This is a genomic window from Streptomyces sp. UNOC14_S4 (assembly GCF_020740835.1).
Lineage (GTDB): Bacteria > Actinomycetota > Actinomycetes > Streptomycetales > Streptomycetaceae > Streptomyces.
In genome coordinates, this window is the sequence record NZ_JAINFC010000047.1 from 1 (window position 1) to 25490 (window position 25490).

Annotated in this window: 25 protein-coding genes; 14 read left to right on the plus strand and 11 right to left on the minus strand. The window is 73.0% G+C overall.

What is annotated here, in order from left to right; translation table 11 throughout:
• A partial coding sequence (locus K6I34_RS06920; protein WP_229323231.1) for a LysE family transporter occupies positions 1 to 400 on the plus strand: 400 nt, incomplete at its 5' end.
• 129 nt (positions 401 to 529) lie between these two features.
• The gene (locus K6I34_RS06925; RefSeq protein ID WP_229323233.1) at positions 530 to 1249 is read left to right on the plus strand and encodes a DUF6875 domain-containing protein; all 720 of its coding nucleotides are present in this window, start codon (positions 530 to 532) and stop codon (positions 1247 to 1249) included.
• 187 nt (positions 1250 to 1436) lie between these two features.
• Here the strand turns inward: K6I34_RS06925 and K6I34_RS06930 are convergent, their stop codons facing one another.
• The 3 genes from K6I34_RS06930 to K6I34_RS06940 all read right to left on the minus strand — a co-directional run bounded on the left by K6I34_RS06930 (position 1437) and on the right by K6I34_RS06940 (position 5080).
• Complete coding sequence (locus K6I34_RS06930) at positions 1437 to 2639, minus strand: cytochrome P450 (protein WP_229323235.1); 1203 nt, start codon at positions 2637 to 2639, stop codon at positions 1437 to 1439.
• A gap of 142 nt (positions 2640 to 2781) precedes the next feature.
• Positions 2782 to 4512 (minus strand): coagulation factor 5/8 type domain-containing protein, encoded by a 1731-nt coding sequence (locus K6I34_RS06935; RefSeq protein ID WP_308293971.1) that lies wholly within the window; start codon positions 4510 to 4512, stop codon positions 2782 to 2784.
• Positions 4513 to 4642: 130 nt separating this feature from the next.
• The gene (locus K6I34_RS06940; protein ID WP_229323237.1) at positions 4643 to 5080 is read right to left on the minus strand and encodes a ribonuclease domain-containing protein; all 438 of its coding nucleotides are present in this window, start codon (positions 5078 to 5080) and stop codon (positions 4643 to 4645) included.
• A 214-nt stretch (positions 5081 to 5294) separates the two neighbouring features.
• Between K6I34_RS06940 and K6I34_RS06945 the strand changes: the two genes are divergently transcribed.
• Genes K6I34_RS06945 through K6I34_RS06955 form a run of 3 tightly spaced genes read left to right on the plus strand, consistent with a single transcriptional unit; the run spans position 5295 to position 6840 of the window.
• Complete coding sequence (locus K6I34_RS06945) at positions 5295 to 5945, plus strand: helix-turn-helix domain-containing protein (protein WP_229323239.1); 651 nt, start codon at positions 5295 to 5297, stop codon at positions 5943 to 5945.
• The gene (locus K6I34_RS38575; protein WP_229323241.1) at positions 5942 to 6148 is read left to right on the plus strand and encodes a DUF6126 family protein; all 207 of its coding nucleotides are present in this window, start codon (positions 5942 to 5944) and stop codon (positions 6146 to 6148) included. Before K6I34_RS06945 ends, K6I34_RS38575 begins: the two co-directional genes overlap by 4 nt.
• Before the next feature lie 26 nt (positions 6149 to 6174).
• On the plus strand, positions 6175 to 6840 hold the full coding sequence (locus K6I34_RS06955; RefSeq protein ID WP_229323242.1) for a transcriptional regulator: 666 nt from the start codon (positions 6175 to 6177) through the stop codon (positions 6838 to 6840).
• A 389-nt stretch (positions 6841 to 7229) separates the two neighbouring features.
• Here K6I34_RS06955 and alc read toward each other — a convergent pair whose 3' ends face one another.
• On the minus strand, positions 7230 to 8375 hold the full coding sequence (alc, locus tag K6I34_RS06960) for an allantoicase (protein WP_229323244.1): 1146 nt from the start codon (positions 8373 to 8375) through the stop codon (positions 7230 to 7232).
• Positions 8372 to 9796, minus strand: coding sequence for an allantoinase AllB (gene allB / locus K6I34_RS06965; protein WP_229323276.1), 1425 nt, complete (start codon positions 9794 to 9796; stop codon positions 8372 to 8374). The genes alc and allB overlap by 4 nt, the downstream gene beginning before the upstream one ends.
• Before the next feature lie 254 nt (positions 9797 to 10050).
• On the opposite strand from allB, the gene K6I34_RS06970 reads away from it, so the two are divergent.
• A complete protein-coding gene (locus K6I34_RS06970; protein ID WP_229323246.1) occupies positions 10051 to 10827 on the plus strand; it encodes an IclR family transcriptional regulator in 777 nt (258 codons plus the stop codon).
• A 155-nt stretch (positions 10828 to 10982) separates the two neighbouring features.
• On the opposite strand, the gene K6I34_RS06975 is transcribed toward K6I34_RS06970, so the two are convergent.
• Positions 10983 to 11312: a DUF5955 family protein gene (locus K6I34_RS06975; RefSeq protein ID WP_229323278.1), complete on the minus strand. Its 330-nt coding sequence runs from the start codon at positions 11310 to 11312 to the stop codon at positions 10983 to 10985.
• A gap of 174 nt (positions 11313 to 11486) precedes the next feature.
• Between K6I34_RS06975 and K6I34_RS06980 the strand changes: the two genes are divergently transcribed.
• The 8 genes from K6I34_RS06980 to pqqB all read left to right on the plus strand — a co-directional run bounded on the left by K6I34_RS06980 (position 11487) and on the right by pqqB (position 19156).
• Positions 11487 to 12131, plus strand: a complete 645-nt coding sequence (locus tag K6I34_RS06980) for an NTP transferase domain-containing protein (protein WP_229323248.1) — start codon at positions 11487 to 11489, stop codon at positions 12129 to 12131.
• A gap of 249 nt (positions 12132 to 12380) precedes the next feature.
• Positions 12381 to 14024 (plus strand): malate synthase A, encoded by a 1644-nt coding sequence (aceB, locus tag K6I34_RS06985; protein ID WP_229323250.1) that lies wholly within the window; start codon positions 12381 to 12383, stop codon positions 14022 to 14024.
• Between the two features lie 136 nt (positions 14025 to 14160).
• A complete protein-coding gene (locus K6I34_RS06990) occupies positions 14161 to 14355 on the plus strand; it encodes a hypothetical protein (RefSeq protein ID WP_229323253.1) in 195 nt (64 codons plus the stop codon).
• Complete coding sequence (gene pqqC / locus K6I34_RS06995) at positions 14355 to 15047, plus strand: pyrroloquinoline-quinone synthase PqqC (protein ID WP_229323255.1); 693 nt, start codon at positions 14355 to 14357, stop codon at positions 15045 to 15047. Before K6I34_RS06990 ends, pqqC begins: the two co-directional genes overlap by 1 nt.
• The gene (gene pqqD, locus K6I34_RS07000) at positions 15044 to 15409 is read left to right on the plus strand and encodes a pyrroloquinoline quinone biosynthesis peptide chaperone PqqD (protein ID WP_229323257.1); all 366 of its coding nucleotides are present in this window, start codon (positions 15044 to 15046) and stop codon (positions 15407 to 15409) included. The genes pqqC and pqqD overlap by 4 nt, the downstream gene beginning before the upstream one ends.
• A complete protein-coding gene (gene pqqE / locus K6I34_RS07005) occupies positions 15402 to 16673 on the plus strand; it encodes a pyrroloquinoline quinone biosynthesis protein PqqE (protein WP_229323259.1) in 1272 nt (423 codons plus the stop codon). The genes pqqD and pqqE overlap by 8 nt, the downstream gene beginning before the upstream one ends.
• A complete protein-coding gene (locus K6I34_RS07010) occupies positions 16670 to 18232 on the plus strand; it encodes a hypothetical protein (protein ID WP_229323260.1) in 1563 nt (520 codons plus the stop codon). The genes pqqE and K6I34_RS07010 overlap by 4 nt, the downstream gene beginning before the upstream one ends.
• 30 nt (positions 18233 to 18262) lie before the next feature.
• Complete coding sequence (pqqB, locus tag K6I34_RS07015) at positions 18263 to 19156, plus strand: pyrroloquinoline quinone biosynthesis protein PqqB (RefSeq protein WP_229323262.1); 894 nt, start codon at positions 18263 to 18265, stop codon at positions 19154 to 19156.
• 37 nt (positions 19157 to 19193) lie between these two features.
• On the opposite strand, the gene K6I34_RS07020 is transcribed toward pqqB, so the two are convergent.
• From K6I34_RS07020 to uraH, 5 genes are all read right to left on the minus strand, one after another.
• Positions 19194 to 20708, minus strand: a complete 1515-nt coding sequence (locus K6I34_RS07020; protein ID WP_229323264.1) for a YfcC family protein — start codon at positions 20706 to 20708, stop codon at positions 19194 to 19196.
• Between the two features lie 386 nt (positions 20709 to 21094).
• On the minus strand, positions 21095 to 22510 hold the full coding sequence (locus K6I34_RS07025; RefSeq protein ID WP_229323266.1) for a nucleobase:cation symporter-2 family protein: 1416 nt from the start codon (positions 22508 to 22510) through the stop codon (positions 21095 to 21097).
• Positions 22511 to 22763: 253 nt separating this feature from the next.
• Positions 22764 to 24161 carry an 8-oxoguanine deaminase gene (locus tag K6I34_RS07030; protein WP_229323268.1) on the minus strand — a complete coding sequence of 466 codons (1398 nt, stop codon included), beginning with the start codon at positions 24159 to 24161 and terminating at the stop codon, positions 22764 to 22766.
• A 34-nt stretch (positions 24162 to 24195) separates the two neighbouring features.
• Positions 24196 to 25095 carry a factor-independent urate hydroxylase gene (gene pucL, locus K6I34_RS07035; RefSeq protein ID WP_229323270.1) on the minus strand — a complete coding sequence of 300 codons (900 nt, stop codon included), beginning with the start codon at positions 25093 to 25095 and terminating at the stop codon, positions 24196 to 24198.
• Between the two features lie 7 nt (positions 25096 to 25102).
• Positions 25103 to 25490 (minus strand): hydroxyisourate hydrolase (gene uraH, locus K6I34_RS07040; RefSeq protein ID WP_229323272.1); only part of this gene is annotated, 388 nt, incomplete at its 5' end.

The following is a 25490-nucleotide window of genomic DNA, read 5'->3' on the forward strand; positions in this document are numbered from 1 at the left end:
GTTCCTGGCCTGGCTGGCCGCGACGACGCTGCGCGAGGCCCGTACCGCCGAGGTACCGACGGCCGGTACGGCCGAGGCACGCCCGGCGGGGCGGCGCACGCTGTGGCAGGGCGCACTGGTCAACCTGCTCAGCCCGCACCCGTGGATGTTCTGGCTCACGACCGGCGCGCCCCTGCTGGTGGCCGCCTGGCGGAGCAGCCCGCCGGGCGCGGGCGGCTTCCTGCTCGGCTTCTACGCGCTGCTCGTCGGCAGCAAGGCGGCGCTCGCCGTGATCGTGTCCCGGGCCCGGCACCGGATCGGCACCCGCGGCTACCGGCTGCTGCTGGGCGGCTCCGGCGTACTGCTGCTGGCGGCCTCCGCCTTACTGCTCGTCGAGTTCGGATCCGCTCTGGCGGCGTAGCCCCGCTCGCCCCGATGAAAGCCCGTCGCAGGCCATGACCGAACGAATTTTTGTCCACCGCTCAACCGCGCCGCCCGCCCGGCTCGTTTCCGTGTGTACACGACAGCTTGCCCACGGGGGGAACCAGCGATGAGCCAGGCATACGCGCACGGGCACGGACACGGCACACCGGTGAGCGGCGGCCGCGCGGGGCCCGGCCTCTCGCGCATCCGGCTGTACGAGGAGGCCGCGGCCGCCGAGGACGAGCGGCTGCGCCCGGTCGTGGAGTGGGTCTCCGGCCACATAGCCCGCCCGCACCCCGACCTCGGCAGGCGCGGCGCGGTCTGCCCGTTCGTCCCGCTCTCGCAGCGGCTGGGCCTGATCCGGTTCGCCCTGGCCGATCCACCGGTCCGCGGCGAGGACGACCTGACGGCGGCCGCGCTCGCGCTCAAGGCGCACTGGCTGGCCATGGAGCCGCGCGGCGGCCCGCACACCGTCGACAAGACGATCGTGCTGGTCCTGCCCGGTCTGTCGCGGGAGACCGTGGTCCGGGTCCACGACCGCCTCAAGCCGGAGTTCGTCGGGGACGGCATGATGCTCGGCGAATTCTTCCCCGGCCACCCGGGCCCGGGCCTCCACAACCCCGCGTTCCGGCCGCTCCACAGCGACACTCCGCTGCTGGTGGCCCGGAGCATGGTCAACAACGACCTGCCGTTCCTGACCGAGAAGCGTTACCCGGCGGGGCGGCGGGCGGTGTTCGTGGCGGCGTTCCTGGAACACCAGCACGCGGTGCCCGCGGCGACCCGGGCCCGCGCCTTGCGCGAGCTCGCGCTGGCGCGCGACCAACTGGCGGCGCCGCACCCCGAGTGACGTGGTTGCCGCAGACGGAAAAGTCTTCTCTGGGGGCTGCGCCCCCAGACCCCCGCGTCCCGGGGCAGGGCGCCCCATCAGGGGCGCGGGGCTGTGACAATTGCGGCTCCGCCGCGTGGGCGCGACCAGCCCCCACCGGACCCGCAGCCGCCCACCGGGCCCGGGTGGCAACCCGGTAGGCGCAACGTCAAAAACGAACAGGAACCCTGACCGGCCCCCGGATCAGCATTCCCTCGCGCCAGGCCAGCGCCCCCGGGTGGACGTCCAGCGCCAGATCCGGGAAGCGCGCCAGCAGCGACCGGATCGCGATGCGCGCCTCCAGCCGGGCCAGCGGAGCGCCGAGGCAGTAGTGGATGCCGTGCCCGAACGCGACGTGCCCGCGCGCGTCGCGCCGGATGTCGAAGCGGTCCGGGTCCTCGAACCGCGCGGGGTCGCGGTCCGCGTCGGCGAGCACCGGCAGGACCAGGGCCCCGCCCCCGGGGATCGTCACCCCGCCGACCTCGATCGGCTCCCGCGTGAAGCGGTACGTGGGCGTCTCGACCGGCCCGTCGTAGCGCAGCATCTCCTCGACCGCGTTCTCCATCAGCCCGTCGTCGGCGCGCAGCGCCGCCATCTGGTCGGGGTGCCGAAGAAGGGCCAGGACACCGTTCGAGATCAGATTGACCGTGGTCTCATGGCCCGCGACGAGCAGGAGCCAGGCCATGCCGAGGAGCTCGTCGGCGGAGAGCCGGTCGCCCTCCTCGTCCGTGGTGCGGATCAGCAGGCTGAGCAGGTCGTCGCCGGGGTGCTCGCGCTTGCCCGCGATCAGCCCGGCGAGGTAGGCGCGGCCCTCCTTCGCCGCGACGGCCTTCTCGTCCACCGGCGCGGAGCCGACGGCGACGTTGGACCAGGCGCGGAACGCCGCGCGGTCGAGCGAGGGCACGCCGAGCAGTTCGCAGATGACGCCCATGGGGAGCGGGAAGGACAGGGCGTCGACGAGGTCGGCCCGGCGGTCCGGCGCCGCGGCCATCGCGTCCAGCAGTTCGTCCGTCATCCGCTGCACGCGGGGTGCCAACGCCGCCACGTGCTTGGGCGTGAACTCCCTGGCGACGAGCCTGCGCAGCCGGGTGTGCTGCGGCGGGTCGCTGATCAGCATGTGCTTGCCCGAGGCCACCGAGATGAGCGGGGTGTCCTCGGCGGCGGCGTCCCAGTCCTTGGACAGCCGTGGATCGTTGAGCGTGGCTCTGACCTCGTCGTGGCCGACGACGAGCCACGCCTCGGCACCCTCCGGCATCCGTACGCGATGCACGGGCCCGGCCGCGCGCAGCTCCGCGTAGACCCGGTACGGGGCCTTCGCGAACTCCTGCCCCATCGCCGCCAGATCGACTATGCCGCCGATGTCCGTTCCCATGGGAAGCCTCCTGCCCTTCAAGATCACCACAGTAACCGGCGGAACCCTCCGGACTGAAGGGCTCAGGGAAAAGGAGACTCCCCGTCAAGAGGTGATCCGGACAGGTGCGTTGGCCCCGCCGGTACACCCCGCCGCGGATGGCTCAGGGATAGGAGCGGAGGAAGGCGACACGGCCACGGGCGTCCGCCGGGCCGCCGGTGTCGTTGACGACGTGGCGGATGGTGCTCCTGCCGTCCAGGGAGACCGCGACGAGGTCGTGGAAGCGCACCCCGGCCGTCCGGGGCGCCGCGAAGGCGCGGTCGGCGACGATCCCCGGGTCCGTGGTGAAGTGGGCGTAGCTGCCGAGACCCCACGCCTCGTGGCGGCGCACCCGGCCCGTGACCTCGTACGCGGGCCACCCCTTGGTGCCGCCGCCGCGCCAGGCGGCCTGGGAGGGCGGGTCGTAGGGCAGTTCGTTCTGGAAGAAGTACGTGCGGCCGTCCTCGCCGTTCCAGACGGTCTGCCGCCGCTGGTAGTGCTCGACGAACAGGCCGTACATGGTGACGTGGTCGCCGTTCACGACCAGCCCCTCGGCGGCCGTGTTGGCGCCCCAGCCGACGCCGCTGCCGTGGTCGGCGCGCCACAGCCACAGGTCGTCGCCGATGACGTCGGAGCTGTTGACGACGAGGGTCCGTACGGCCCGGCCGATGCCCGCGCCGCCGATGCGGAAGAACACGTCGTGCAGGGAGACGGGGTCGTGCGCGTGGCGCCGGTGGGAGCCGGGCGGCCCGATCTCCATCAGGGCGGGCGAGGCGGCGGACCCGGCGTCGACGAGGAGGCCCGCGATCCGTACGCCGTCCACGTCGGCGACGGTCAGCGCGGGCGTGCCGCGGTCGGGCACGAGCGTCGCGAGCCCCAGCCCGAGGACGACGGTGCCGGGGCGGGTGACGCGCAGGGCGCGGTCGAGGTGGTGGACGCCGGGCGTGAAGAGCAGGTCCATGCCGCGCGCGAGCGCCGCCTGGATCCGCTCCGCGCTCGTCCCGGGCCGTACGACGAGGAACCGGTCGAGCGGGCGCGACGTCCCCGGCTGCCGGGCCCCGCGCTCCCAGGTCGGGCCGCTGGTGGCGGTGCGCAGGCCGGGGACGAGGACGCGGTACGCGCCCGCGCCGTCCACGTACAGGAAGGGCTTCTCGCGGATCACCGGGGTCCGGTCGACGCGGGTGTAGGGCGGCCGGGGGAAGGTGCCCGCGGGCGCGTTCCGCACGCCGACGAAGACCATGTTCCAGGTGGCGCCGTCCCAGCCGCCGAAGCGGCTGTCGCGCGAGAGCCACTGCTGCTGGGTGCCCGACCGCACCCGCCCGTCGATCCGCGAGTCGGCGATGAAGCCGCCGCTGGCCCACCCGCCGTCGTCGAGCCGCAGGTCGCCGCGCAGGTGCATCCGGCGGTACGGACCGGCCTGGGCGACGGCCCAGCGGTCGGTGCCGGAGGCGGGGACGACGGAGAGGTTCTCGGCGCCGCGCCAGAAGTTCTGGGTGGCGTCGCCCCGGAACCAGCGGGCGTCGACGTGCACGCCGCCCCTGATGGTCACGTCGTCGGGCGAGCGCCCCAGCCCCGCGACCTGGGTGGAGAAGCCGACCTTGACGTCGACGTCGTAGCTGCCGGGCTTGAAGAGCAGCGCCCGGCGCGCGGGGCCGAACTGGTTCTTCTCCTGCTCCTCGAAGACCGCGTCCACCGTCCGCTGGACCCGGTCCGCGGGCATGCCGGGGTCGAGGACGGTGACGTCCGGGCCGAGGTCGGGGGCGCCGGGCCGGGGCGCGGATGGGAGCTGGGCGAGGGCGAGGCAGGCGGCGACGGCCGCCACGGCGGCCAGGACGCGCACGGACCGGGTTCTCACCCGCCCATTGAAACGAAGGGTCCCGCCGTCGGGGCGACGGCGGGACGCGAATCGCGGTGGGATGACCCCAATGGTCCTATGGTCCTACCGGTCCGCCCGGAGGACCGGGCATGGGCTCCCAGGCGTGGGCTCAGCAGGTGAAGTCGACGCGGGCGAAGGTCGCGTAGTGGTCGGCCGTGTAGTAGTCCTCGTGGTACCGCTTGCCGGTGATGACGCGGCGCGCACCGCGGTCCGGGGCGCCGGGGGTCTTCACGGTGTACTCGTGGTAGTAGCCGCTCGACTGACCCGGCAGCACACCCTCGCGGTTGGAGAAGACGATGCCGTCCCGCGGGTACGGGAACGGGCCGCCCTGGTCGATCAGGGTGATGGTGTCGTGCGCCTGGGACGGCAGGTCGCCGTAGCAGATGTCGCCGACGGCCTGCACCTCGGCGACGACCGGGTGGGCGGCCGGGTGGGCGGCCGCGGTGGGAGTGGCCGCCACGGCGGGGCCGCCGAGCAGCAGCGCCGAGGCCAGCGCGGCGAGCGCCGCGGTACGTGTCACGCGGACGGAGAGAAGGGGGGTGTTCATGCCGGACAGCATGGCGGGAAAACGCCGTGTCATGTCAATGCCAAAAACAAGAGTTTCCAGGCTGTTCACCGGATGCATAACCGCAGGTGAGGGGATTGTGAGGAATGGGCGTAGAGATCCCGCCAAGGGTTTTGCGGAAGCCTTGCTTCCAGCCATTTTGCCTCGGGGGCAAAACTTTTGCCTCTGAGGCATGAGCAGGGCTATACCGGAAGGCATGAGCCCGCCGTCGACCGACCTGGCCGCACTCCACGGAGCGGCCGATCCCACCGAGCTGCCGTCCGTCGCCCCCCGCCTGCGCGACCTGCGCAGACGCAGTGGCCTGACCCTGGAGGCCGCCGCCGCGCGCGTCGGTCTGTCCCCGGCGCACCTGTCCCGTCTGGAGACCGGCCGCCGCACCCCGTCCCTGCCGATGCTGCTGACGCTGGCCCGTACGTACGGCACGACCGTGTCGGACCTCCTCGGCGAGGCGATCCCGGAGCGCGATCCCATTGTGCGCGGGGACCGCATGGAAGCCCAGGAGTCGGGCGGCTGGACCTACTGGCGGGCCGGCGGCTCCGGCCGGGCCATGCAGGCCCTGCGCCTGCACGTGCCGCCGGGCGCGGGCAGCCAGGCCGAACTGGTCCGGGTGCACCCCGGCGAGGAGTGGCTGTACGTCACCGCCGGGCGGCTGCGGCTCATGCTCGGGGAGTCCGTACACCTGCTGGACGCGGGCGACGCGGCGCACTTCGACTCGCTGACCCCGCACCGCATCGCGGCGGCCTCGGGCAGTGGGGTGGACCTGCTCTTCATGCACACGCTGATGCAGAGCGGCGCGACCGAGCTGTGCCTCGGCGGCGCCGAACCGACCCGGAGGGGAATGCCGTGAGCAACGCCTCGCAGGACGCCAACACCGTGGGGATCGCCGCGCCGACAGCGAAGCCGGCAGTGAATCCGACAGCGAAGAAGAAGGTGAACGAACAGGACCGGGCCCCCCTGGCGATCACGATCCGGATCTTCATCTACCTCGTGGCCGTGCACTTCTTCGCGGGCTTCCTCTTCCTCCTCTTCTACGTGGCCGGGGCGAAGTAGCGCCGATCTTCTGGCAGCCTGGTGCGATGACCCGTACCGCTCGTACAGCCCCGGACGTCCTGGCGGACGCGGCCCGTGAGCTCGCACCGGCGGACGACGCGAACCCGCTGGTGTCGCTGCTCGCCACCGGCGCGGCACCCCGCGAGGTCTTCGCGGCCCTCGCGCTGGAGCAGCATCACATCATCACCGGGGACCGCCGCAGCTTTCTGTTCCTGGCCGAACGGGCGGCGGCGCGCCCCGCCGAAGCGGCCTTCTTCCGCTTCCTCGCCGAGGGCGAGACGGAGGCCTTCCGACGGCTGACGGCCCTGACGGCCGCCTGCGGACTGGACGCGACGGCCGTCGAGGCGCACGAGCCGCGCCCGGGCTGCCAGGCGTATCCGGCGTACGCGGCGTGGCTGGCCCTCGGGGCGGAACCGTCGGACGCGGTGGTCGCGCTGACGGCCAACTTCGCGGCGTGGTCCGGCTATTGCGGCGCGGTCGCGCAAGCCATGCGGCGGCACTACGGCTTCGCCGACGACGCGTGTTCCTTCTTCGACTTCTTCGCGGAACCATCACCGGAGGCGGAGTCGCTGGCCGTCGCCGCGGTTCAATCAGGCCTGGATTCCGGACTTCTGACGGAGCGTTTGGCCCATCGGTACGGACGGCTGTTGCAGTCGTACGAGCTTCTTTTCTGGCGGACGCTGACTGCTTGACGGCACCGGGGGGTGCGTCTTGCGCTGCGCGCGGCTGCGGGTCGGTGGGCGGCGGCGCGCCCACCGGATTGCCTCTTGCGCTGCGCGCGCGACTGCGGGCCGGGGGCCCGCTCGCCCACCGGGTTGCCACCCGGGCCCGGTTCGCGCCTGCGGGTTGTCGATGGCTGGTCGCGCAGTTCCCCGCGCCCCTGACGGGGCGCGCCTGGCTGCGGGCCGTCGGCGCCGCAGAATGTCACAGTCCCGCGCTGCCCTTACGGGGTCGAGGGGCGGAGCCCCCGTGGGGGCCCGGGGGCGGAGCCCCCGGAAATACTCCCCCACCAACCTCACCACCCACCCACCAGCCCGTCCGGCGTTTGAGGACACGGCCGCAAGACGACGGCCGGAGCCACCTACCGGTCGAGAAGGGAGCCGTACGCGCGCAAGCGCGCGATACCCCCGTCAGGGTGGATGTCGATCCTGACATGCGTCACCGCAGGACCCTCCGTCAGCGGAAAACGGTGCACCGTGTCCGGCTGCAACCGCGTCCGCGGCAGAATCTCCCGCCACCCCACACCGTGGTCCAAAGGATCCGCCCCCGTCGTCGCGTCGAGGACGGACACGCTCGCCCACCCCGCCGCGTTGCCCTTGTAGCAGCCGGTGTCGATCTCCAGTGCCCGGAGGGTCGCGTGGCCGGCGAGCCGGTAACGCACCCAGTCGTGGCCGCGGTCGCGGCGGCGGCGCGTCTCCCAGCCCTCGTCCATGCGGTGCGAGCGTCCGGGGTGGATGGTGTGGAACGGCGAGGAGTAGAAGCGGTCGGAGGCGTCCTCGACGAGGCCGCCGTTCTCCAGGGCGGCCACGTCGTACGTGCCGAGGGCGGCGAGCCACGCCGGGTCCGGCACGGGCTCGCCGTGGACGCGGAGCCGGGCGATGCCTCCGTCAGGGTATTGACGGAGCCTCATATGGGTGAAGCGCTCCACCGACCGGACGGCGAAACCGTTCGCGGCGTGGCCGCCGACCGGCGTACGCGGAACGAGGACCGTCCACTTCACGTCGTCGGCGAGGAGTTCCTCCGGCGAGGGCGTGCCGGGCACGGCCGTGGCCTCGACGGCGACGGACTGCGGGTGGTTGCCACGGAAGTGGGCGGTGTCGACGACGATGCCGCGCACGACGCCGGGCGCGCCGAGGCGTACGAGAGCCCAGTCGTGGTCGTCGTCCGCGGGGTGCGGGTCGGCGGCGGAGGCGCCACGCCTGCGGCGGGTCTCCCAGCCGTCCATGACCTTGCCCTTGTGGCCGAAGTGCCCGGGGTCGAAGCGGGCGGGGCCGGGCGTGAGGAGGTTCTCGCGCTCGGCGAAGAACTCGTCGTTGGCGGCGACGACCCCGCCGCCCAGCCGCCGGTCGGCGAGGTCGGGAAACCGGTCGAAGGGGAAGGCGGCGGTCCGGTAGTCGCCGTACGGGTCGCCGCCCGCGTAGGGGCGCGCGGCCCCGGTGAAGGAGGGAGTGCCGACGGATACGGCGGATACAGCGGATACGGCGGATATGTCGTCGGGTTCGCTCATGCGCTGCGCTGCCTTTCGAGGAGGAGCCCCGTGGGCTCGGTGACGCCGCCGGGCCCGGCGATCCTGCGGCCGCGCAGCCATGTCGACCGTACGACGCCGTGCAGGGTCTTCCCGGCGTACGCGGTGACGGGGTTGCGGTGGTGGAGCGCGGCCGGGTCGACCGTGAAGGTCTCGTCGGGGGCGAGGACGGCGAAGTCGGCGTCGCGGCCCGCCTCGACGGCCCCCTTGGTGCGCAGCCCCGCGAGGGCGGCGGGGCCGCCGGAGAGCCAGCGGGCGAGGTCGTGGAGGGTGTGGCCGCGGCGGCGGGCCTCGGTCCACATGACGGGCAGGCCCAGTTGGAGGGAGGAGATGCCGCCCCAGGCGCGGCCGAAGTCGGGGACCTTGAGGTCGGTGGTGCAGGGCGAGTGGTCGGAGACGACGCAGTCGATGGTGCCGTCGGCGAGACCGGCCCACAGGGCGTCCTGGTTGGCGGCTTCGCGGATGGGCGGGCAGCACTTGAACTCGGTGGCGCCGTCGGGGACTTCCTCCGCGGTGAGGGTGAGGAAGTGCGGACAGGTCTCGACGGTCACGGGCACGCCGTCCGCCTTCGCGTCGGCGATCATCGGCAGGGCCTCGGCCGACGACAGGTGGAGGATGTGGACGCGGGTGCCCAGCCGGGCCGCGACGTCGAGGACCCGGGCGATGGCCGCGTTCTCGGCGGCGCGCGGCCGGGAGGCGAGGAAGCCCGCGTAGCGTGGCCCGTGCGGCTGCGGTGCGCGCTCCAGGTGGTGCGGGTCCTCGGCGTGCACGATGAGCAGGCCGCCGAACGCGGCGATGCGGGCCGCCGCGGGCGCCAGGTCGGCGGGGCCGAGCGACGGGAACTCGTCGACGCCGGAGGGCGAGAGGAAGGCCTTGAAGCCGAAGACCCCGGCGTCGTGCAGCGGGCGCAGGTCCGCGCGGTTGCCGGGCAGGGCACCGCCCCAGAAACCGAGGTCGACGTGGGTCCGGCCGCTCGCCGTGGCCTGCTTGGCCCGCAGGTGCGCGACGGTCGTGGTGGGCGGGACGCTGTTGAGCGGCATGTCGACGAGCGTGGTGATGCCGCCCGCGGCGGCGGCACGGGTGGCGGTGGCGAACCCTTCCCACGTGGCACGTCCCGGGTCGTTGATGTGGACGTGGGTGTCGACGAGGCCGGGGAGGAGGACGTCGTCACCGAGGTCCTCGACCGCCGGCCCGCCCGCGGCCGCCGGGGTCCGCAGGTCGCTGCCGTAGGACACGCTGTCGCAGGGCACGCTGTCGTAGGGCAGGACGGCCGTGATCCGGCCTGCGGCGACGGCGACGGCGGCGGCCCTGACGCCCTCCGGGGTGACGACACGGGTGGAGCGCAGCACCAGCTCCACCGGCGGGCCGGGGCTCCCCGCACCCCCCGCGTTCGTTGCGGACACGCCCACGCCATCCTCCTCCCGTGACCCTTCGGGCCACCGAGCCGGAATTTCAACGTTCTGTTGAACCGCGGCGCAGGCAGTCTTCAGCCGTGTCCCGTACCCGTCAAGACCTCACCACCGCGACCACGCCTCTCAGCGGTTCTCAGCGGTTCTCAGTGGACAGAAGTCGATTTTCGAATGCCGGAAGGAGACAGGTGGGGGTGCCGGAGTGCCGGTAGGCTGCTCCCACCCCTTGTACCGGAAGGACCGCAGCCGTGCCCTCGCCCGCCGACCCCCGCACCGCCCCGACCAGTGGTGGCGTCCAGTCACTGGAGCGCGCTTTCGACCTGCTGGAGCGGATGGCCGACGCAGGCGGTGAGGTCGGGCTCAGCGAGCTGTCCACGAGCAGCGGACTGCCGCTGCCGACCATCCACCGCCTGATGCGCACGCTGGTGGCCTGTGGCTACGTGCGCCAGCAGCCCAACCGCCGCTACTCGCTCGGCCCCCGGCTGATCCGGCTCGGCGAGAGCGCCTCCCGGCTGCTGGGCACGTGGGCCCGCCCGCACCTGGCCCGCCTGGTCGAGGAGACGGGCGAGACCGCCAACATGGCGCTGCTCGACGGTGACGAGGTCGTCTACGTGGCCCAGGTGCCCTCGCGGCACTCGGTCCGGATGTTCACCGAGGTCGGGCGGCGGGTGCTGCCGCACACCACCGGAGTGGGCAAGGCGCTGCTCGCCCAGGGCCCCGACGAGGAGGTGCGCACGCTGCTGGCCCGTACGGGCATGCCCGCGGCGACCGAGAAGACGATCACCTCGCCGGACGCCTTCCTGGAGGAGCTGGCCCGGGTGCGCGAGTCGGGTTACGCGGTGGACGACAACGAGCAGGAGATCGGCGTCCGCTGCCTGGCGGTCCCGGTGCCCGACTCCCCCACCTGCGCGGCCATCTCGATCTCGGGCCCGGCGGGCCGCGTCACGGACGAGGCGACGGAACGCATCGTGCCCCTCCTCCAGGAAGTGGCAGCGGAACTGTCGGCGGCGCTGAGCGCCCAGTAAGGGGCGCCCCGCAGGAGGCGCCCCGTCAGGGGCGCGGGGAACTGCGCGCCCAGCCACAACGCACCCGCAGCCGCACACCCAGCTCACGAGGCACCCCGGTAGGCGCCGCACAGCGAACCCGCACGCAAAAACGGGGCCCGGGGCGCAAGCCCCGGTCACCCCTGCCGCGGCACCCGCACCTCACCAAAACCGTCAACCGCCGCCCGCAACTCACCGAGCGCCGGCGCAAGGGCACTCACAGAACCCACCGCCCCCGCAACCAGCAGCAAGGAGCGGCGCAGCCGCGAAACCTCCGGCTCCCCCGCACGGGCCATCGCGTCGAGCGCGGCCAGCTCGTCCTCGGCGGCGTCCCGGTCGGGTAACCGGGCGGGGTGCGCCGCCAGCGCCCGCCGCAGCCGGGAGACCGCGTCCCGCAACGCGTCCACCCGGGGATCCGGACCGCCCTGACCGGCCCGGCCGGCGCTGCCCTCTCGCCCTTCTTCCATCACAACGGCGCCTTCCGCCACGACACTCCCCCTCCCACGCGCTCGCGCCGATCAGTTAACGCACTTTCCGTACAGCGCGCTATACGCACAGCGAAATTCAGTCCGTACGCCGCACGCACGGGTGACGGTCCGTCTTCTCACCACCCGCACGCATCCATGCGGTATGCAGGCTCCATGACGCGGACCACGGACACGACAGAGGCTCCCGACGGCACCCCCGGGGCGGGCGCCCCGCCCGTGGCAGGCCTGCTGCTGGCCGCCGGAGCCGGGCGGCGGCTGGGCGGTCGTCCGAAGGCTTTGCTGGAGCACCGGGGGCGCCCCTTGATCGAGCACGCGGCCCGGGCACTGCGTGACGGCGGCTGCGTACCACGGTACGTAGTGCTCGGCGCGGCGGCGGAGGACGTACGGGCCCGCGCCGAACTGCCCGGCTGCGTCCTCGTGGACAACCCGGACTGGGCGACGGGCATGGGCTCCTCGCTCCGCGCCGGACTCGCGGCGCTGGCCTCGACGGACGCGACGGCGGTGCTGGTGACGCTGGTGGACCAGCCACGCGTGGGCGCGGCGGCGGTGGCCCGCCTGCTGGCGGCGCACCGCGCGGGCGCGGAGCTGGCCGCGGCGACGTACGAGGGGGAACGCGGGCACCCGGTGCTGTTCGCACGCGAACACTGGGCGGGAGTGGCCCGCTCGGCGGAGGGCGACCGCGGGGCTCGCGCCTACCTGCGCGAACACGCGGCGCGGGTGACGCCGGTGGAGTGCGCGGACGTGGCGGACCCGACGGACATCGACACCCCGGAGGACCTGCCGCTCCTGGAGGCGTAGTTCGGGGGCGAAGCCCCCTTAAGGGGCGCGGGGAACTGCGCGCCAAGCCCCTCACCGGCCCGCAGTCGCGGACCAAGCCCAAGAGGCACCCCGGTAGGCGCGCCGAAAAAACAACCCGCACCCGAACAGCACCGGCACCGCGCACCGCGCACTGGCACCGCGCGCCATTGAACTTCCACAATAAGGAAACTACTCTCCATTCACTCAGGCTCCCGCGGCACCCCGTGCCGCCACCCGAAGGAGTGGCCCATGCCCGAACCGGCCATCGTCACCGCCCCCACCGTGGAACGGCAGGAAGAACTCCTGACAGAGGAAGCCCTCGCCTTCGTCGGCGCGCTGCACCACCGCTTCACGGCGCGCCGGGACGAGTTGCTGACCCGCCGCGCCGAGCGCCGGGCGGAGATCGCCCGCACCGGCACCCTGGACTTTCTCCCGGAGACCGCGGGCATCCGGCAGGACGACAGCTGGCGCGTGGCCCCCGCACCGGCCGCCCTCCAGGACCGGCGGGTCGAGATCACCGGCCCGACCGACCGCAAGATGACCGTCAACGCGCTCAACTCGGGCGCCCGGATCTGGCTCGCCGACTTCGAGGACGCCTCCTCTCCCACCTGGGAGAACGTTGTGCGCGGGCAGCTCAACCTGACCGACGCGTACGAGCGCCGCATCGACTTCACCGACGCCCGCGGCAAGACGTACGCGCTGCGGCCCGCCGAGGAGCTCGCCACCGTGGTGGTCCGGCCGCGCGGCTGGCACCTGGACGAGCGCCACCTGGCCGTCGACGGCCGCCCCGTGCCCGGCGCCCTGGCCGACTTCGGCCTCTACTTCTTCCACAACGCCCGGCGCCTCGTCGAGCTCGGCAAGGGCCCGTACTTCTACCTGCCCAAGACCGAGTCGCACCTGGAGGCCCGGCTCTGGAACGACGTCTTCGTCTTCGCCCAGGAGTACGTGGGCCTGCCGCGGGGCACGGTACGCGCGACCGTGCTCATCGAGACGATCACCGCCGCGTACGAGATGGAGGAGATCCTCCACGAACTGCGCGAGCACGCCTCGGGGCTGAACGCGGGCCGCTGGGACTACCTCTTCTCCCTCATCAAGAACTTCCGTGACGCCGGCCCCCGGTTCGTCCTGCCCGACCGCAACGCGGTGACGATGACGGCGCCGTTCATGCGCGCGTACACCGAGCTGCTGGTGCGCACCTGCCACCGGCGCGGCGCGCACGCCATCGGCGGCATGGCGGCCTTCATCCCCTCCCGCACGGACCCCGAGGTCAACGAGGCCGCGTTCGCCAAGGTCCGGACGGACAAGGAGCGCGAGGCGCACGACGGCTTCGACGGCTCGTGGGTCGCCCACCCCGACCTGGTGCCCGTCGCCCGTGCCGCGTTCGACGCGGTGCTCGGCGACCGGCCGCACCAGAAGGACCGGTTGCGCGAGGACGTGACGGTCACCGCCCGGGACCTCATCGCCGTCGACTCGCTGGAGGCCAGGCCGACGTTCGAGGGCCTGCGCAACGCCGTCGCGGTCGGCATCCGCTACATCGAGGCGTGGCTGCGCGGCCTGGGCGCCGTCGCCATCTTCCACCTCATGGAGGACGCGGCGACGGCGGAGATCTCGCGCTCGCAGATCTGGCAGTGGGTCAACGCGGGCGTGGTGTTCGACAGCGGCGAGGCGGGCGGTGAGGCCGGCGGTGAGAAGGCCACCGCCGACCTGGTCCGCCGGGTGGCGGCCGAGGAGCTCGCCGCGATCCGCGAGGAGGCCGGGGAGAGCGGAGAGGGCGCCTTCGCCGCCGGGAAGTGGCAGCAGGCGCACGACCTGCTGCTGAAGGTCGCCCTGGACGAGGACTACACGGAGTTCCTGACGCTGCCCGCGTACGAACTGCTCGACGGGACGGGCTGAGACGGATGAGACGGGTGATTTGATGATTGTTCACCCGATCCAGTGATTGTGGCTCATGTGTGCCCTGGCTCACCCTGGAAGGGAGCGGGGCACACCCACCAGGCGCCCCGCACCAGGACGTCACGGGGGAGCCGCCATGGCCGCAGCACCGATCACCAGCACCGTCCGGCCGGACGACAGGCCACTCGCCACGCCACCGCCGGCCGCCGCCCATGGGGACATCGGCACTGCCGGGGATCCCACCGGGCCCGCGCTCCGTCCATGGCTGCCGCCCGTCTTCACGGACATCGAGCTCGGCGAAGAGGTCACGGCGTACGCCGGGCGATGGTGATGACCCCCGCCCGGAGCCCGCAGGACTTCACCACCGCGCTGCGCGCGCACTCCGACCGCTACTGGCACAAGCACCCGCTGCACCTGCGTCTCCACCGGGGCGAGCTGAGCAGGCAGGAGCTGCGCCAGTGGATCGCCAACCGGTGGTACTACCAGAGGTGTCTGCCGCAGAAGGACGCGGCCATCGTCGCCAACTGCCCCGATCCGGAGGTGCGCCGCCGCTGGGTCCAGCGCGTCCTCTACCAGGACGGCACGGCCGAGCGGCGCGGCGGCCACGCCCAGTGGCTCGACCTCGCGGAGGCCGCGGGCCTCAGCCGCGCCGAGGTGCTGGACGAGCGCCATGTGATCCCCGGCGTCCGCTTCGCCACCGACTCCTATGTCGCCTTCGCCCGCACCCGGCCCTGGATCGAGGCCGTGGCCTCGTCGCTCACCGAGTTGTTCTCGCCCGAGCTGATGCGGGAGCGCCTCGACGCGCTGCGCACCCACTATCCGTGGATCGCCGCGTCAGGCCACGGCTACTTCGCCGAGCGGCCCGCCGCCGCCACCGAGGACGCCCGGCACGCGCTGGATCTCGTCCTCACCCACTGCACCACGCAGGAGCGGCAGGAAGCCGCGCTCGCGGCGCTGGCGTTCAAGTGCGACGTGCTCTGGGCCATGCTCGACGCCCTTGAGCACGCGGGCAGGACGCCATGAGCACGACGGAGCCCGGTCGCGCGGCAGGGGCCGGTACCGCAGTGCGCTGGCGGCTGCGCGGCGGGGTGCGCCTCCGCCACGACCCGGTCCGTGACACCGGAGTGCTGCTCCACCCCGAGGGCGTCCTGCTGCTCAACGAGACCGCGGCCGCCGTCCTCGCCCTGTGCGACGGCGGCACCGACGAGAGCGCCCTCGCCGAGGCCCTCTCCCGGACGTACGCGGGCGTGCCCGCCCGGGAGATCCGCGCCTTCCTCGCGGAGCTGGCCCGACGGCGCCTGGTCGAGCCGTCACCGTCCCCCGCCGTCCCCGGGCACAGCGCCGCCGGGCCCTCCCCCGCCGCCCCGGAGCGCACCGATGGATAAGCCGTCGGAGAGGCCACCGGACAGGCCATGGGGCAAGCCGCCGGACAGGCCGCTCGGGATGCTCGCCGAGCTGACGTACCGCTGCCCGCTGCGCTGCGCCTACTGCTCCAACCCGGTGGCCCTCGATGCCTACGCCGACGAGCTGTCCCTCGCCGACTGGTGTCGCGTGCTCACCGAGGCCCGCGAACTCGGAGTGCTCCAGGTGCACTTCTCCGGAGGGGAGCCGCTGCTGCGGGGCGACCTGACCGCGATCGTCGCGCACGCCCATGCCCTGGGGCTCTACACCGGCCTCGTCACCGGCGGCCAGGCCCTCACCGCGACGCGGCTGGCGGCGCTGACCGCGGCCGGGCTCGACCATGTGCAGATCAGCGTCCAGAGCGCCGACGCCCCGGAGGCGGACACCATCGCGGGCCGCCCGGCGCACCGGCGCAAGCTCGCCGCCGCCGCGCTCGTCAAGGAGGCCGGCCTGCCGCTGACGCTCAACGCCGTGCTGCACCGGGCCACCATCGGGCGGGCCGGGGAGCTGATCGAGCTCGCCGAGCGGCTGGGTGCCGACCGTCTGGAGCTGGCCAACGCGCAGTACTACGGCTGGGCCCTGCTCAACCGCCGGGCCCTGCTGCCCACGCGGGAGCAGCTCGCCGCGGCCGAGCCGGTGATCCGGGCCGCGCGGGAGCGGCTGGCCGGGCGGCTGGAGATCGTCTATGTGGTGGCCGATCTGTACGAGGGCGTGCCCAAGCCCTGCATGCACGGCTGGGGCAGCCGCCAGCTGACCGTCACGCCCAACGGGGACGTGCTGCCGTGCCCCGCGGCAGCGCAGATCCCGGGGCTCGGCGTGGTGAACGTCGCTCGAGCTCGGCTCGCCGACATCTGGTTCGACTCCCCCGCCTTCAACCGCTTCCGCGGCACGGAGTGGATGCGGGAGCCGTGCCGCAGCTGCGCCCGCAGGGAGATCGACCACGGCGGCTGCCGGTGCCAGGCCTTCCAGCTGACCGGGGACGCCTCCGCCACGGACCCGGTGTGCGCGCTGTCCCCGCACCACGCGGCGCTGGCCGAGGCCGTCCGCACCGATACCGCCCGAGCCGCCGGTGCCACACCGCTCGTGCCCCGTACCGACGCCCGTGCCCGCCCGCGCATCCGGGTCCGGCACCGGAACCGCCCCGCCGCGGGAGCAGGGGCGGGAACAAACGGGGCAACAGGCGGAGCAGCCGGAAACGACGTCCCGGACGGAGCAGGAGCAGGAGCACAGGAGAAGACGACGTCATGAACGCCCTGTCGGTCACCACGCAGCACAATGACAATCGCCGTACGGGCGCCAATCTGCTGGAGGCGGCCCTCCGTCCGGACAACGTCGGCCCGAACACCTTCGGCAAGCTCTTCAGCCGTTCCGTGGACGGCGAGATCTACGCCCAGCCCCTCTACCTCGCCCAGTGCCCCGTCGCGGGCCACGGCCTGCGCAATGTCGTCTTCACGGCCACGATGCACAACAGCGTCTACGCCTTCGACGCCGACGACCCGGCCGCCACGGCCCCGCTGTGGCGCACCTCGCTGGGCCCCGCCGTTTCCCTGCCCGACCCCAACATCGGCCCGACGCCCTACCACGACATCGCGATCGAGGTGGGGGTGCTGAGCACCCCGGTCATCGATGTGCAGCGGCAGCTCCTCTATGTCGTCGCCTTCACCAAGGAGCAGGGCGCGTACCACCACACCCTGCACGCGCTCGATCTGTCCACCGGCGGGGAGGCGCTCGGCGGCCCGGTGCGGATCGCCGCCACCGTGCCCGGCAGCGGCGCGGGCAGCTCCCACGGCACCTTGACGTTCACCGCCAACCGGCAGAACCAGCGGCCGGCCCTGACCCTCGCGGGCGACAGGGTGTACGTCGCGTTCGCCTCGTACGGCGACCAGGATCCGTACCACGGCTGGGTGTTCGCCTTCGACGCGGGCACCCTCCGGCAGACGGGCGTGTACGTGACCACGCCCGGCACCGAGCGGGGCGGCGTCTGGCAGGCGGGTCAGGGGCTCGCGGCCGACGACCACGGCAACGTCTACTTCATGACCGGGAACGGCGGCTTCCACGAGGACGGTTCGGAGCTGGGCGACGCCGTCGTCAAGCTCACCCCCGATCTCGCGCTCGCCGACTGGTTCTCCCCGTTCAACAACGCCGACCTGGACCGCGCCGACGCCGACCTGGGCTCGGCCGGGCCGCTGCTGGTCCCGGGCACCCGCCTGTTGCTGGGCGGCGGCAAGGAGAGCAAGTTCTACCTGCTGGACACCGGCGCCATGGGCCACTTCCACGCCGGTTCCGACAGCCAGATCGTGCAGAGCTTCTATGTGGAGCGGCCCGGCGGGCTCTCCCACCACATCCACGGCGGGCCCGTGTACTGGAACTTCCGCGGTGGCGGCGGGCCATGGGCGTACATCTGGCCCGAGAACGCCTTCCTGCGGGCCTATCGCTTCGCGGGCGGCCTGCTGCAGACGACGCCGGTGTCGACGAGCACCACGACGGACCCCACGGGCAACCCCGGCGGCTCCATCGGCATGCCGGGCGGTGCCATGTCCCTCTCCGCCCTCGGCGACGACCCGGCCACCGGCATCCTCTGGGCCACCCACCCGTACCGCGACAATGCCAACCAGGCCGTGGTCGCGGGCGTGGTCCGCGCCTACCGGGCCACCGACCTGACCCAGGAGGTGTGGAACAGCAAGATGAACGCCGCCCGCGACGACGTGGGCCTGTACGCGAAGTTCGCCCCGCCGACCGTGGCGGGCGGCAAGGTGTACGTGCCCACGTTCTCCAAGGCGCTGCATGTGTACGGGCTGCTGAGCTGAGGCGGGCGGAAGCAGGGTCAGGGGGCGGGAGTGAGGCTGCGCATCCTGGGGACGGCGGCGGGCGGCGGTCTGCCGCAGTGGAACTGCGCCTGCCCCGGCTGCTCCCGGGCCCGCGCCGCGGGCCCGGCGGTGTGGCGCACCCAGGAGTGCCTGGCCGTCAGCGCCTCCCCCGACGCCTGGTACCTCGTCAACGCCTCGCCCGACATCCGGCCGCAGATCCTCGCGTCCCCGGAGCTCGCCCCGCCCGGCGGCACCCGCCGGACCCCGCTGCGCGGGGTGCTGCTCACCGACGGGGAGCTCGACCACACCACGGGGCTGCTGGCGCTGCGCGAGGGCGCCGCGCTCGACCTGTTCGCCCCGGCGGCCGTGGTGGCCGCCCTCACGGAGGACTTCCCGCTGCGCAGCCTGCTCGCCCCGTACGGCGCGGCCCGCTGGCAGACCCTCGCGGGGGAGCTGCGGCTGGACGACGGCAGGCTGCGTGTCTCGGTGATCCCCGTGAGCGACAAGCGCCCGCGCTACGCCGCGGGCTCCTCCCGCCCCGGCCCCTGGGTGGTGGCCTACCGCTTCGACGACACGGTGACGGGCTCGGCCGCCGTCTACGCGCCGTCCCTCGCCCGGTGGCCGGAGGAGCTGGCGGCGGCCCTGTCGGGGGCCCGGTGCGCGATCCTCGACGGCACGTTCTGGAGCGAGGACGAGATGGAGCGGATGACGGGCCACGGCCCGGGGGCGCGGGCGATGGGCCACCTCCCCATCACCGGCGCCGGAGGCACCCTGGCCCGGCTGCGCGGGCACACGGACACCCGCTGGTTCTACACCCACCTGAACAACACCAACCCCGCCGCGGACCCGGCCTCCCGCGAGCGTTCGCTGCTGACGTCGGCGCTGGTGGAAGTGGCCGCGGACGGCCGGGAGATCCACCTCTGACCCCGGGCCCCCGGGCCCCGGGATCCCAGGGCTCCGGTCAGCTCGCGAGGGCGCCCAGGGCGACGAAGCCGCAGATGAGGACGGAGAGCAGGATCAGCAGCGGCCAGACGAAGCGCAGGTACCGGTCGTAGCCGACCTTGGCGAGCGCGACGCCGCCCATGATGACGGCGGTGGTCGGCACCCATAGATTCATCACCCCGCTCGCCGCCTGCCAGGCGGTGACCACCACCGAGCGCGCCACCCCCGCGAAGTCGGCGAGCGGGGCGAGGATCGGCATGGCCAGGGTGGCATGGCCGGAGGTGGAGGGGATCAGGAAGGCCAGCGGCAGGTTGACGATGTAGACCACGATCCCGAAGAGCGCGGCCGGGGTGCCGGAGACTGCGCCCTCGATGGAATGCAGCACCGTGTCCGTGATGCGGGCGTTGTTCATGATCACGGTGACGCCGCGGGCGAGCACGATCGTCAGCGCGGGGGCGATGAAGTCCCCCGCACCCTGGACGATCCGCTCGCTCAGCCGCTGTTCGCCCAGGCGGGCGACGATGCCGACGAGCACGGCGGCGACCAGGAAGAGGGCCGCCAACTGGGCGAAGGACCAGCCGAGTTCCCAGCCGTAGGGGGTCGCGTCGGCCTTTCCGGTGAGCGCGCTCGCCCAGGGGATCACCGAGAAGATCATGAAGGCGAACACCGCGGCGACCAGGCCGAGCACCCCCTTCTGCAGCCCGGTGAGCTCGGGCGGCGCCTGTGCCTCCGCGGCCAGTTCGCGGTCGCCGGGCAGGAAGCCGACGAGCGAGCGCCCCGGGTCCGTGCGCACCTTGTGCGCGTACCGCAGGACGTAGCCGATCGTGACGGCGGTGAGCACCACCCACATCGCGAAGCGCAGCGCGATGCCGTCGCCGAGCGAGATGTCGGCGGCGGAGGAGGCCACTCCGGTGGCGAAGGGGTTGACGGTGGAGGCGAGCACGCCGACGCCCGCGCCGAGGATGATGGTGCCGGTGGCGACCATGCGGTCGTAGCCGAGAGCCAGCATCAGCGGCACGATCAGCCCGTAGAAGCCGAGCGTCTCCTCGGCGAACCCCTCCACGGTGCCCAGCAGCGAGAAGACGGTCATCACCCCGGCGATCAGCAGCGCCCCGCGCTCGCGCAGCCGGTGCGCGAGCCGCTCGATGCCGCGGTCCAGGGCGCCCGTGGCGAACACGACCGTGATGAACGCCCCGATCGCGAGAACGAAGAGGAACACCCCCGCACTGCCGTAGAGGGCACCCACCGCGTCCGGGGCGACCTGGCCCGTCCCGCTGTCGCGAATGCCGTAGAGCCCGTTGACCGGGGAGAGGAAGAGATCCCCGAGCCGGTGCACGAAGCCGCCCGGGGCGGGCTCCCGGTGATACGTCCCCTGCAGGGGCTTCCCGGCGGCGTTGCGCCGATAGCTCCCGGAGGGGATGACGAAGGTGAGGGCCCAGACGACGAGCGTGACGACGGCGAGCACGGTGAGCGCACTCGGGAATCGGAAGCGCTTCGCCCCTGCGGGGCTCGCGCTCTGGGGTGGCTCATCCACGGCTGGCCTCTCGGGGCGACGACATGCCCCATTTTGCGCCTTTCGCAGTGCGATGTGCGCGCCACTGTAGAGGTGTGTCCGCCGATGCGACCCCACCCCGGGGGCTCCGCCCCCGGACCCCCTGCCTACGAGCTCGATGCCTTATGCCGTCCGGCGGCTACGGGCCGGTGGGGGCTGGTCGCGCAGTTCCCCGCGCCCCTTCGCCTACGAGCTCGGCCGCTCGTACCCGTCCGGCGGCTGCGGGTCGTCGTGCCCCCTGACAGGGCGCCCCGAAAGGGGCGCGGGGCTGTATCGATTATGCGGCTCCGCCGCGTAGGCGCGCCCAGCCACGACACAACCCGCGGCCGCGCACCAAGCGCAAGTCGCACCTCCGTAGGCGCCACCACTCAGTCAGGGCGACGTCGCACGTGGTTGAAGACAACATTCAGCACCACCGCCACCACACACCCCGCGCTCACCCCCGAATCAAGAAGAATCCGCACCGTAGCCGGAATCGCCGCGTTGTCGTAGAACGTGTGCGACACCACCGGGATCAGCCCCACCCCCAGCGACGTCGCGGCGACCAGCAGGTTGTCCCCCTGGTCCAGACCCGCCGTGCGGAGGACGTTGACGCCGCTCGCCGCCACGCTGCCGAAGAGCACGATGCCCGCTCCCCCGAGCACCGGCCGCGGCACCACGGCGATGAGCGAGGCGAAGACGGGGCTCAGCCCGAGGAGGACGAACATCAGCCCGCACGCCGCCACCACGAAGCGGCTGCGCACCCTGGTGAGGGCGACCAGGCCGATGTTCTGCGCGAAGGCGCTGTTGGCGAAGCCGTTGAAGAGGGGGCTGACGGCCGAGCCGAGCGTGTCGGCCCGCAGGCCGCGCGCGATGAGCTTCTCGTCGGCGGTACGGCCGACCACCTCGCCGAGCGCCAGCATGTCCGCCGTGCTCTCGGTCATGCAGACGAGCATGAGCACGCACATCGACACGATGGCGGAGACCGCGAAGTGCGGCGCCCCGAAGTGGAAGGGGGTCGGGAAACCGACGACGCGGGCGTGCTCGGTGGGCGAGAAGTCGACCGCCCCGGCCGGCACGGCGATGAGCGTGCCCGCCACCAGCCCGAGGAGGATCGCGATCTGCTGGAGGAACCCCTTGAGCAGCCGCCGCAGCACGAGGACCACGGCCAGGGTCGCCCCGGCCAGGCCCAGGTTGGTGAGCGAGGCCGGCCGGTCGGCGCGCCCGCCCTGGATCCAGCCGAAGGACACCGGCAGCAGGCTGATGCCTATGAGGGTGATGACGGTGCCGCTCACGACGGGTGGGAAGAAGCGGACGAGCCTGCAGAAGTACGGCGCGAGGACGAAGCCGAGCACCCCGGCCACGATGACGGCCCCGTAGATGACCGGCAGGGCGTCCCGCCGGTCGGGCTGGGCGTCCGCGACGGCGAGCATGGGGGCGACGCCCGCGAACGAGACGCCGTTGACGAACGGCAGCCGCGCGCCGACCTTCCAGAAGCCGATCGTCTGGAGCAGCGTCGCCACACCCGCCGTGAAGAGGGAGGCCCCCACGAGGAAGGTGATCTGGGCCGGGGAGAGCCCGATGTACGCGCCGAGGACGAGCGGCGGCGCGACGACCCCCGCGTAGCTGGCAGCGACGTGCTGGAAGCCGCCGGCCAGCAGCTTTCCGGGCGGTACGAGCCGGTCGACCGGGTGGACGCCGTCGCCTCCCCCGTCGTCTCCGTCGCCGGACGCGCCGGGCGGCTCGGCGCCTCGCTCGGCGCCTTGCTCGGCGCTGCGCTCCGTGAACCTGGGCACTGAAGCCACGGCGGTTCCTCCTGTCGGTTTTCGTGTCGCCGATGTGTGACACGGCTTCAGGGAGGTGGTGGAGGTGGTGATGATGCGCTGACGTTGCCGGACGGACGGGAAAAGGCGGGCCGGGGCGCGCAACCCCGGCCCGCCGCCCGCGGCCCCGCGAGGGGTACCGCGGGCCCGGCCGAGGTCCGTCCCCCTCGGCCGAGTCCGGGCCCCGGCCCCGGCCGTCGCGCCGGCCACGGCCGCGGAACAGGAAGAGCGCCGGTCAGCCCCCGGCGGCGCGTTCCGTCAGCCGCCGGGAGGCCGTACGCGCGGCGCGCGCGACGGCGTCCTCGTCGACGGTGGTGAGCCTGCCGTCCTCGACGACCGCCCGGCCGTTGATCAGTGACAGGGTGACAGGCGCGGCGGCGCCGAGCACCAGGGCGGCGACGGGGTCGGCGATGGTCGAGTGCCCGAGGCCGTCGAGCTTCCACAGCACGAGGTCGGCGAGCTTGCCCGGCTCCAGCGACCCGATCTCCGCGGCCCGTCCGAGGACCTGCGCGCCGCCGTAGGTGCCCAGGCGCAGTGCCTGACGCACCGTCAACACGTCGGCGCCGCCCGCGAGCCGGTGGATCAGGAGGGCGTTGCGGAGCTCGGTGTGGAGCTCGCCCGACTCGTTGGAGGCCGTGCCGTCGACGCCGAGGCCGACGGGGACGCCCGCGCGCAGCAGCTCGGGGACGCGGGCGGTGCCCGCCGCGATGCGGGCGTTGGAGGAGGGACAGTGGCCGACGCCGGTGCCGGTGCGGGCGAAGGCCGCGATGTCGGCGTCGTTCATATGGATGCAGTGGGCCATCCACACGTCCTCGCCGAGCCAGCCCGTGGACTCGAAGTAGTCCGTGGGCCCCATGCCGAACAGCTCCTTGCAGAACTGTTCCTCCTCGACGGTCTCCGAGCCGTGGGTGTGCAGGCGCACGCCCTTGCGGCGGGCCAGCGCCGCGGCCTCGCGGAGGAGTTCGGTGGAGACGGAGAAGGGCGAGCAGGGGGCGACGCCGATCCTCAGCATCGAGTCGAAGGACGGGTCGTGGTGGGTGTCGACGGCCTCCTCGGTCGCGATCAGCGCCTGTTCGGTGGTCTCGACCGCGAAGTCCGGGGGCAGCCCGCCCTGCGACTTCCCGCGGTCCATCGAGCCCCGGGTGGGGCTGAAGCGGACGCCCATGTCGCGCGCGGCCCGGATCTCGGCGCCCAGGAGGTCGCCGGAGCCGCGCGGGAAGACGTAGTGGTGGTCCATGGCGGTGGTGACGCCGCCCCGGGCCATCATCGCGAGGGATGCCTGGGCCGCGGCGTGCACCATCTCCTCGTCGATGTGCGCCCAGACGGGGTAGAGGGCGACGAGCCAGTCGAAGAGCGGGGAGTTCTGGGCGAGGCCGCGGGTGAGCCACTGGTAGAAGTGGTGGTGGGTGTTGACGAGACCGGGGGTGGCGAGGTGGCCGGTGCCGTCGACGCGGCGGACGACGCCGGTGAAGCCCTCGGGGGCGGGGCCCGCGCCCACGGACTCGATCCTGTTGCCCGCGACGACGATGTGGCCGCTCCGGTGCTCCGTGTCGTGCGCGTCGACGGTGGCGATCGCGCAGTGCTCGATGACGATCCGGTCGGCCGGCCGGTGGGTTTCCGTTGGTGCGGCCACGGTGATTCCTCGCTGTCGGTTCGGAGGGTGCGCCTCACGGAAGGTTCGTCAGATCCGCCGGGATGGCGGCATGGGCGCCTTCGCGCAGGACGGTGGCCTCGATGAGGCCGTAGGGGCGGTCGGCCGCGAAGTAGACCTCGTTGTCGTTCTTGAGGCCGAACGGTTCGAGGTCCGCCAGGAAGTGGTGCTTGTTGGGGAGCGAGAGGCGGATCTCGGCTATCTCGGGGCGGTTGTCGACGACCCGCGCGCCCATCCGGAAGAGCGTCTGCTGGAGCGAGAGGGAGTAGGTGTCGGCGAACGCGGTCAGCAGGTGGCGGCGCGTCGCGGTGTAACTCTCGTCCCAGTCCGGTGCGTTGTTCGTGTCGCCGTACTGCCAGGTGTGGCGCCAGCGGGCGTGCACCTGGGTGGCGAGTATGCGGTCGTTCGTCTCCTGGAGCGTGGTGTAGCGGTCCTTGACGAAGCCGTGGAACTCGGAGTCGGTGGTGTTGAGCACCACCAGGTCCTTGAGCCCGGAGATCACCTGCCAGACCGAGCCGTCGAAGGTGATCTGCGCGGTACGGGTCTCCCGGTTCGCCCGGACGAAGGAGTGCCGCGCCTTGCCGGGCGTCTCTATGCGCTCCCAGGCGTACTCCTCGATGCGGATGCGGGCGGTGCCGACGGACCGCTGGCTGCCGACGAAGTGCCGGGCCAGATGGATGCCGAACGCCTCGGCCGAGGCGACGCCGCGCTCCTTGGCGAAGGCGAAGACGGTGTTCTTGGTGGTGTCGGTCGTCAGGACGTTGGCGTTGGAGCCGGAGAGGTGGACGTCCTCCATGTCGCCGGAGAGGGCCACGGAGACGTTGAGGTCCTTGATGTGGTGGGTGGCGCCGTCCCGGGTGACCTTGAGGAGGCGGGTCTCGGCTTTGCCGTACTGGTTCTGGCCAAGGATGGGCATACGGTCGCTAGCTCCCTCGGTATACGGAGTAGCCGAACGGATTGAGCAGCAGGGGTACGTGGTAGTGCTCGCCCGGCGTGACGGCGAAGGCGACCGCCGCCTCCGGGAAGAAGGCTCTCCCCGGCCCGCGGGCCAGGTAGGGCCCGACGGCGAACACGAGCCGCGCGTGGCTCGCGCCGGGCGGCAGCGCCGGGAGGCCCCGGCAGCGCCCGTCGGCGTCGGTCACCCCCGTACCGGCGGGCTCCCACGCCCCGTTCTCCCCGTCGCGCGCGGACAGTTCGACGGCGACGGCGGCGGCCGGGCGGCCCGTGGTGGTGTCGAGGACGTGGGTGGAGACGGTGACGGCGGCGGCTGTCCCGCCGTCCGGTGCGGGGTCTGATGCGGGGCCTGATACG